The organism is Neisseria sp. P0009.S007, from assembly GCF_051962515.1.
Map to the genome: position 1 here is coordinate 1 of NZ_JBQCVF010000812.1, position 628 is coordinate 628.

1 pseudogene is annotated in these 628 nt (G+C 56.7%); it reads right to left on the reverse strand.

The features are described 5' to 3' along the window. Nucleotides 1–628 (reverse strand): annotated as a pseudogene (locus ACTHS3_RS16540) (ATP-dependent DNA helicase RecG); the annotation flags it as partial.

A 628-nucleotide genomic window follows, 5' to 3' on the forward strand; every position in this document is an offset into this window, starting at 1 on the left:
GCCTTGCAGCAGGCGGTGCATGGGGTGGGTTTGTGCCATATCGCGGCGGATTTCGGAAACAACTTTTTCTTGTGCATCGGTCAGGGCAAACGGTAAGGCATGGCGCAGGGCTTGAGTCAACGTACCGTCGCCACCCAATGCTGCCGCAGTGCCGCTGATGCGCTTCTGTCGCGCCAGCCGCATGGACAACTGTTGCGCCAAAAGTTCGTCGAATTTGAGTCGCTGCCATGCAGGCAGCGTACCGTCTGAAAGTTGATGAATGGTGAAGCTCGGCGGCGGCGAGTGCAAAAGGCGCAGGCTTTCGGCAAGGTGCGGCAATTTCAGACGGCCTAATAAAGCATCAGGCAAGGTGTCGTGCAGCGGCGTAACGTCCAAGGCCGTCTGAATAATACGGCGCAAAGTGGGCTGGTTCAAACCGTTTACAGTCGGATAAATCGGCGTGAGGCTTTCCGCCAAACCGCTGCTCTCGGCATCACGGATTTTAGGGTGAATCATCTCGTCGCCGTGAAACCCATGCTTGATTTCGCCCACGGCACGGATGCGTTTGCCGACCGCCATCTGTTTCTGATTGCTGGCGTAAAAGTGGATAAAGCGCAGAAAAAGGACGCTGCCGGAACCGTCAGCGCTT